The sequence below is a fragment of the Halalkalibacter oceani genome (genome assembly GCF_023715605.1).
Taxonomy (GTDB): Bacteria; Bacillota; Bacilli; order Bacillales; family Bacillaceae_D; genus Halalkalibacter; species Halalkalibacter oceani.
Genome location: NZ_JAMBOL010000052.1, coordinates 1 through 7,356 on the forward strand (window position 1 = coordinate 1; position 7,356 = coordinate 7,356).

Here is a 7,356-nt window from a genome sequence, read left to right on the forward strand (position 1 = left end):
GATACCCTTAAAAAGTCAAATAAAACTATTCAAAAATGGATGAAAAGTCAACTTCAGCAATGGATTAGCGGTCTGCCTACCTATATCAAGGCTTATTTATCAATTTCAGTCTGCGAAGTTTGAGTTATTAATATACTTTTATTTACTTTGGTAGGATGGTTCGTTTATAAAAGAGTAGCTCCAGTTAAAAACTTAAGAAATTTAACAGAGGAGGAGCTTCGTGAAAAATTAAGAGTAACCGGAAATAAAGAATTGATTGATGTGCGAGAAACTCATGAATTTTACTCTGGCCACATTCATGGTGCTGTTAATATTCCATTATCTAGGTTAAAGCAACGTTTAAAAGAACTTCCCAAAGACAAAGAATTAATTTTGTATTGCCAAAGTGGCATGCGAAATAAACAGGCAGCACGAATTTTACAGAAGAAAAACTATACAGATGTTTCACACTTGTCATGAGGGATTTCCTCTTGGTCAGGACAGACAAAAAGCGGAAAGGGATAAAACAATAGATAAAATTGGAGGTTTTAATATGGAATACAATGACCAAATCAAAAATAGAATGAAACGTATTGAAGGTCAAGTTAGAGGTATATTAAGAATGATGGAAGAGGGAAAAGAGTGTAAAGATCTAGTTGGTCAAATGTCGGCAGTAAGATCTGCATTAGACCGCGCCATAGGTGTCGTTGTGAGTTCAAACTTAGAAGAATGTATTCGTCTGCAAATAGAAAGAGGCGAAGATACAGAGGAACTTATTCAAGAAGCTGTTAATTTATTGGTAAAGAGTAGATAATTAAATTTTGGCTGTTTACAAAAACGAACAGCCTATTCATCATTTCTGTTCATGAGGTAACCATCTTTCATACTTTTTGGGGACTTAATGCTTTAAGAAAAGATGAGCAAGTACATGTTAAAAAAGGATTACTTGAAAGAGCCTTTGGCTTTATGATGCCACGTGGTCCGGAAAAATTGGGATTATCAAAAATGAATTTTGGTGGAATGGGTCCTAAGATGATAAAACATGTTATGAAAAAACACAATGTGGTATCTCTTCCACAACTGATTGAGATGGCACAAGAACAAGGTGTTAAGCTTGTTGCTTGCACAATGACCATGGATTTGCTTGGTTTACAAAAAGAAGAATTAATCGATGGACTTGACTATGCAGGTGTGGCAGCTTATCTCGGTGATGCCAATGAAGCCAAAGTGAATTTATTCATATAAAAATACCTATGAAAGTATTTAGCATGTAACTTTGGTGAAACTAAACGAGTAAGAAAGGAGGCAAAATAATGAAAACAAAACTGAAAATAAATGAAGTAAAACCTTTTGATATAGCAAGACAATTAAAAAGTGGTGAAAATCTCAACATCATTGATGTTAGAGAAGAAAATGAAATTCAAACAGGGAAAATCCTAGGGGCAAAACACATCCCCTTAGGAGAAATTTTAACTCGTCTAGATGAATTGGATAAAGAAAAAGAATATATTATGGTCTGTCGTTCCGGCAACCGTAGTGGTTTAGCCTCTGAATGGTTAACCGAGAAAGGTTTTAAGGTCAAGAATATGGTTGGTGGAATGTCCAATTGGGAAAGTGAAAGGAAATAACAAACAAAAAATGGAGGGGTAAGATATGACCATTCAAACGGATCATGTGTTAGATGCAAAAGGACTTGCTTGTCCGATGCCGATTGTAAAAACGAAAAAAGCGATGAAGGACTTAGAACCTGGGCAAGTAATCGAGGTGCAAGCGACGGATAAAGGGTCAGTTGCTGATATTCAAGCATGGGCAAAAAGCAGTGGCCATCAGTATCTTGGTACAGCAGAAGATGGAGATGTATTGAAGCATTATGTCCGTAAAGCCAGTAAATCTGAAGTGAAAGAAGAAAAAGACTATCCTCATGTCATTCAAAATGAGGAATTACAAAAGAAAATAGAAGCAGGAGGAAATTTAACGATACTTGATGTTCGTGAACCGGCAGAATATAGCTTTGGACACATTCCAGGCGCTAAATCAATTCCATTGGGTGAACTAGAGAATCGAGCAGATGAGTTGGATAAAGAAAGTGAAGTTTACGTTGTGTGTCGTACCGGAAACCGCAGTGACTTAGCCTCAAAGCAGCTTACTGAAAAAGGCTTTAAAAATGTTAAAAATGTTGTTCAAGGAATGGTTGAGTGGTCCGGTTCAGTCGAAAAAAATCAATAAAAATAAACTAGATGGAGGAATGTAAAAATGGCAACAAAAGTAGCGATTATTGCAAGTAATGGGAGTTTATTCGATGCATATAAGGTATTTAACGTGGCAACAGCTGCGGCAGCAAGTGATGCCGAAGTGGGGATCTTTTTCACTTTTGAAGGTTTAAATTTAATTCATAAGGAAGAACATACGCAGCTTCCTATCCCTGAAGGCCGGGAGCATTTTCAAGAAGGTTTTAAAAAGGAGAACGTACCATCTATCCCAAAATTACTTTCAATGGCACAAGAATTGGGTGTAAAGATTATCGCTTGCCAAATGACGATGGATGTTATGAGTCTTGATAAAGATGCATTTGTTGATGGCATAGAAGTTGGTGGCGCGGCCAGCTTTATTCACTATGCATCAGACGCCAATATTACATTAACATTCTAAAGGAGGTTTTTTAATTGGGCATGAAATTAATTTCAGCAAAAGAAGTGACCGAGAAGGTTTTAAGTAATAATGCACTTTTTATTTTAGACGTTAGAAACGAAGACGCATTTAGTGATTGGAAAATCGAGGGGAAACAAGTTGAGCACTTAAATGTCCCTTATTTCGATTTGATTGATGGGGTTGATGAGATTGTTGATAAACTCCCTAAAAATAGTGAGATTCTTGTTGTTTGTGCGAAGCAAGGGTCGTCCGAGATGGTTGGGGAACATTTAGTTGACGCTGGCTTTGAGGATGTATTTGTTCTTGAAGGCGGTATGAAGACATGGAGTGAATATTTAAATCCAGTGAAAATTGGTGATTTGAAAGACGGTGGCTCTATTTATCAATTTGTTCGTATTGGTAAAGGCTGTCTCTCATATTTCATTGAATCAAACGGAGAGGCCATAGTTGTTGACTCCACCCGTACAATTGATGCGTATATTGACTTTGCAAAAGAAAAAAATGTCACTATTAAGCATGTTCTTGATACGCACTTACATGCTGATCATATTTCTGGTGGACGTTTATTACAAGAGCGTACAGGTGCGACGTACTATTTACCACCAAAAGATGCAGAGGAAGTACAATTCTCTTATGAGCCACTTGTCGAGGGGAAAGATATATCTGTAGGAAATACAAAGGTTAAAGCGGAGCCACTGTATTCTCCAGGTCATACTATTGGAAGTACGTCATTGGTTGTTGACGGTCAATACTTGTTAACCGGAGATATCCTTTTTGTAGAATCCATTGGCCGTCCTGACCTAGCTGGGAAAGCTGGAGACTGGGCAGATGATTTACGTAACACGTTATATGATAAATATAAGCAGTTGTCTGATGAACTTATCGTTCTCCCAGCACACTACGGTAATGCGAGTGAATTAGGTAAAAACGGTCAAGTTCATGCAAAACTGGGCGACCTATTTGAAAAAAATGCAGGCTTAAATATGGATGAGAAAGAATTCCGTCGTGCTGTATCGGAAAATCTACCACCACAGCCGAATGCTTATCAAGAAATTCGTGAAACTAACATGGGTAAGATTACACCAAATAATGATGAGCAAAGTGAAATGGAAATTGGACCAAATCGTTGTGCGATTCACGGATAATAAATAAAAAGGAGAGATTTTGATGAATGCAGAAAAAATTTTAGATGCAAAAGGGCTGGCATGTCCAATGCCAATCGTAAAAACAAAGAAAGCTATTGGAGAGATAGAATCTGGGCAAGTGTTAGAAATTCACGCTACTGATAAAGGAGCAAAAAGTGACCTTACAGCATGGGCGAAATCTGGTGGTCATGAATTATTACAAGATACAGAAGAAGATGGAGTTTTAAAGTTTTGGATTAAAAAATGTTAAGGGTAAAAACCAATTACAAAAGGGGTACTAATAGTGCTCCTTTTGTATGTAAAGGAGGGAAATCTTATGGACGTTTTGTTTTTAATCTCTATTTTTCTAATAGGATTTATAGGATCATTTATTTCGGGGATGGTCGGAATAGGTGGATCGATTATTAAATACCCAATGCTGTTATACATTCCACCCGCGCTAGGATTAGCTGCATTTAGTGCTCATGAAGTTTCAGGAATCAGTGCAGTACAGGTTTTCTTCGCTACGATTGGTGGTGTATGGGTCTATCGAAAAGGTGGATTTTTAAATAAGACACTTATTTTATATATGGGTGTAAGTATTTTAGTAGGAAGTTTTATTGGTGCCTATGGTTCAAGATTTTTGTCTGAAGGTGGTATTAACATTGTTTATGCTACTTTAGCAACCATTGCGGCCATTATGATGTTTGTCCCAAAGAAAGGGTTAGATGATATACCGAATGATCAAGTAACGTTTAATAAATGGTTCGCTGCCTTATTAGCTTTTATTGTTGGCGTAGGAGCTGGTATTGTTGGGGCAGCAGGTGCTTTTATTTTGGTACCTATCATGCTTGTGGTTCTCAAAATTCCAACTAGAATGACCATAGCTACGTCGCTGGCCATTACCTTTATTTCTTCCATCGGTTCTACTATTGGGAAAATTACAACGGGTCAAGTTTTGTTAGTACCTGCACTTATAATGGTTGTTGCAAGCTTAATCGCTTCCCCATTAGGAGCGAGTTTTGGGAAGAAAGTCAATACGAAACTATTACAATGGATTTTAGCTTTATTGATTCTAGGTACTTCAATAAAGATATGGATTGATATTTTAAGTTAAATATTTCTCAATATATGATTCAATTGTTGGATGGAACTCTTTTTCATAGTGGCCATTTGGACAAAACTTAATAATTTGAGCTGTTAATGTATGGGTTTTATTTACTAAAACATCATTACACTTTGGGCACTTCTCTATAAAAAGATTTTTTAAGATATTCATCAAGAAAAACCTCCTGTGATTAAAACGACTAAAACCAATGTGCTTACTATGAATTATAACATAATAGAGGAAAGATTGGAACGGAATAATAAGGAGAGAAGGGAAAGTATGGCAGGGAGTCGATTTAATCCAAATGATGCGGACAAACTAATGAGTACGAAACGAAAAGAATTAATACCCCCAAATATGGTAATCGAAATGTTGGATTTAAATATGAAAGATACGGTTGCGGATTTGGGAGCTGGAAACGGTTATTTCACATTACCGATTGCCAAAGGTGTGAAGAAAACTGTTTATGCTGTTGATATTGAGCCGAAAATGCTGGAGATGCTCAAAGTAAACGCTGTAGAAGAACAAATCGATAACATTAATTATGTGGTTAGTGACATAGAAAACATACAACTCGATTTGGTAAACAAAGCTTTGATTACTTTTGTTATTCACGAGGTACCAAATCTGGATAAAGCACTATGTGAAATTAAACGAATTTTGAAGCCTGGTGGACAGCTATTGCTATTAGAATGGGAAGCTGTAGAGACTGAAATGGGTCCACCTCTTCATGAAAGAATTCCTTCTCAAAAGCTGGGTGAACTTTTGAGGGGAAATGGATTTGACATAGAGGTCACTCACTTAAATCCAGCAATTTATGCGATAGAGGCTAAAACTGTTTAATTCCATAAAGTAATGGGAATACATTTAGAAGAATATATGAAAGTCATGAAAGTAAGATGATCGAGTGATTCATTATACCTTTGAACCCATAAATCAATAGAAGAAGCGAATTATTACAAGAATACAAAATAGTTTATATTTCTTAACACTTTCATCACATTTATTGGATACCATAGGGAGTATGAAAATAGTAAGGAGATGATATTGCATGGCAAAAATTATTATAGCAGGTGGAGGATTCGGGGGAATAGTTGCTGCACAGTCCCTTCGAAATGAATTAGGTAATGAACATGATATTTTGTTAATTTCAAATCTGGACAAGTTCTATATGCGTGCTGCCTTCCCAGGTGTGGCACTTGGTCATATTAATCCCGAAGATATTGTTCTGTCATTACCTGAATTGCTTCACAAGAGAGATATTGACTTTTTAGCTGGTGATATTGAAAAGATTGACCCTAAAGAACAGAAAGTCTATTTTTCAGATCAAACGATTGACTACGATTATCTTGTTATGGCGATGGGTGCACATTTCGCATATGAAAATATTTCTGGATTTAATGATTACGGTCATTCATTGCAAACAATCGATATGGCTTTAAAGCTACGCAAAGCGATTTCATCTTTTAAAGGTGGAACTTTCGTAGCTGGTGTAGCTGCAAATAGCCCTTGCGAGGGACCAGCTCTTGAAGTTTTATTCCAATTCGATCATTATCTCCGTGAAAAGGGTTTAAGGGATCAAACAGAATTTCATTATTTTACCGCTAAGCCTGTTGCTTTTGCCCCGGGTGGGCCTGTAGTTCAAGAGTTTGTCAAAGAGCAGTTTGAAAAACATAACATTCATCTTCATGTCAACGTAGAGTTAAGTGAAATAGCAGAAAATGAAGTACGGTTTAAAAATGGTTACGCTGTGGAAAGTCAATTGTCGTTTATCATGCCTGCATACGAAGGTCCAAAGGGACTACAAGGAAGTGGTCTGGAAGGTGAGGGTGGATTTGTTCCAGTTAACGAACAACTGCGGTCGATTCACTATCCAAATGTTTTTGCGACTGGGGATATGATCCAGATGGTAGGTCCGAAAATGGGGCATAATGCAATGGCTGGTGCAAAAGTAATTGCCCGGAATATTGCTCATGAATTAAAAGTCGGCAATGCAAATGCACTTTATACACCCGAAGTACTATGTGTAATGGAAATGGGTGGAGACAATGCGGCCTATATTGAGGCTGATACAATTTGGGGTGGAACCCGGAGTAAAGTTCCCGTTACAGGTCCAGTAGCAGCTTTTATGAAGAAATCTTTTAAAGAATACTTTGTGCGGGAACAAGGGAATATAGATTATATTCTGTAGAGGTATACACTTGAACCATCAAGGGGGGAGCCAAGTGAGACATATTTGGAGCAATCTTTGACCCTCCCAAGGCTACTGTTCCTGGTAGGGATAGGATATGGTCTATACGTGGTTATTACACGATACATCTAACTTGAACCATTTTTAAATAAATGAGGCTGACTCAAAAGTGTATTAGTGTTAATGACGTTCTACAATGTCTGGATCTTGACGGCGCTAATTGTCCTAAAACTGACGGATTCACTGTCCAAAATGAAGAGGAAGCAATCCTTTGCTCCCCCTTCATTTTACAAATCTACTTGATA

Annotated in this window: 11 protein-coding genes and 1 pseudogene; 11 read left to right on the forward strand and 1 reads right to left on the reverse strand. The window is 37.2% G+C overall.

Annotation, left to right across the window (positions count from 1 at the left end):
- Nucleotides 1-147: 147 nt before the first annotated feature.
- The 9 genes and pseudogenes from M3202_RS22495 to M3202_RS21775 all read left to right on the forward strand — a co-directional run bounded on the left by M3202_RS22495 (nt 148) and on the right by M3202_RS21775 (nt 4,869).
- Nucleotides 148-459, forward strand: coding sequence for a rhodanese-like domain-containing protein (locus M3202_RS22495; protein WP_285890654.1), 312 nt, complete (start codon nt 148-150; stop codon nt 457-459).
- A 73-nt stretch (nt 460-532) separates the two neighbouring features.
- Nucleotides 533-793: a metal-sensitive transcriptional regulator gene (locus M3202_RS21740; protein WP_251225312.1), complete on the forward strand. Its 261-nt coding sequence runs from the start codon at nt 533-535 to the stop codon at nt 791-793.
- Nucleotides 794-843: 50 nt separating this feature from the next.
- A pseudogene (locus M3202_RS21745) lies at nt 844-1,224 on the forward strand (DsrE/DsrF/DrsH-like family protein); the annotation flags it as partial.
- Between the two features lie 68 nt (nt 1,225-1,292).
- Entirely contained in the window at nt 1,293-1,607 is a 315-nt protein-coding gene (locus M3202_RS21750) for a rhodanese-like domain-containing protein (RefSeq protein WP_251225313.1), read from the forward strand.
- Nucleotides 1,608-1,632: 25 nt separating this feature from the next.
- Nucleotides 1,633-2,205 (forward strand): sulfurtransferase TusA family protein, encoded by a 573-nt coding sequence (locus M3202_RS21755; RefSeq protein WP_251225314.1) that lies wholly within the window; start codon nt 1,633-1,635, stop codon nt 2,203-2,205.
- A gap of 27 nt (nt 2,206-2,232) precedes the next feature.
- The gene (locus tag M3202_RS21760) at nt 2,233-2,628 is read left to right on the forward strand and encodes a DsrE/DsrF/DrsH-like family protein (RefSeq protein ID WP_251225315.1); all 396 of its coding nucleotides are present in this window, start codon (nt 2,233-2,235) and stop codon (nt 2,626-2,628) included.
- A 20-nt stretch (nt 2,629-2,648) separates the two neighbouring features.
- Nucleotides 2,649-3,773: an MBL fold metallo-hydrolase gene (locus M3202_RS21765; RefSeq protein ID WP_432805986.1), complete on the forward strand. Its 1,125-nt coding sequence runs from the start codon at nt 2,649-2,651 to the stop codon at nt 3,771-3,773.
- A 22-nt stretch (nt 3,774-3,795) separates the two neighbouring features.
- Nucleotides 3,796-4,023: a sulfurtransferase TusA family protein gene (locus tag M3202_RS21770; protein WP_251225317.1), complete on the forward strand. Its 228-nt coding sequence runs from the start codon at nt 3,796-3,798 to the stop codon at nt 4,021-4,023.
- A gap of 66 nt (nt 4,024-4,089) precedes the next feature.
- Nucleotides 4,090-4,869: a sulfite exporter TauE/SafE family protein gene (locus tag M3202_RS21775; RefSeq protein WP_251225318.1), complete on the forward strand. Its 780-nt coding sequence runs from the start codon at nt 4,090-4,092 to the stop codon at nt 4,867-4,869.
- Here M3202_RS21775 and M3202_RS21780 read toward each other — a convergent pair.
- Nucleotides 4,861-5,031, reverse strand: a complete 171-nt coding sequence (locus M3202_RS21780; RefSeq protein ID WP_251225319.1) for a hypothetical protein — start codon at nt 5,029-5,031, stop codon at nt 4,861-4,863. The genes M3202_RS21775 and M3202_RS21780 overlap by 9 nt on opposite strands.
- Nucleotides 5,032-5,046: 15 nt before the next feature.
- Here M3202_RS21780 and M3202_RS21785 point away from each other — a divergent pair, with 15 nt between their 5' ends.
- Both M3202_RS21785 and M3202_RS21790 read left to right on the forward strand, forming a co-directional pair.
- Nucleotides 5,047-5,703, forward strand: coding sequence for a class I SAM-dependent methyltransferase (locus M3202_RS21785; protein WP_251225320.1), 657 nt, complete (start codon nt 5,047-5,049; stop codon nt 5,701-5,703).
- A gap of 208 nt (nt 5,704-5,911) precedes the next feature.
- A complete protein-coding gene (locus M3202_RS21790; protein ID WP_251225321.1) occupies nt 5,912-7,051 on the forward strand; it encodes an NAD(P)/FAD-dependent oxidoreductase in 1,140 nt (379 codons plus the stop codon).
- Nucleotides 7,052-7,356: the final 305 nt, after the last annotated feature.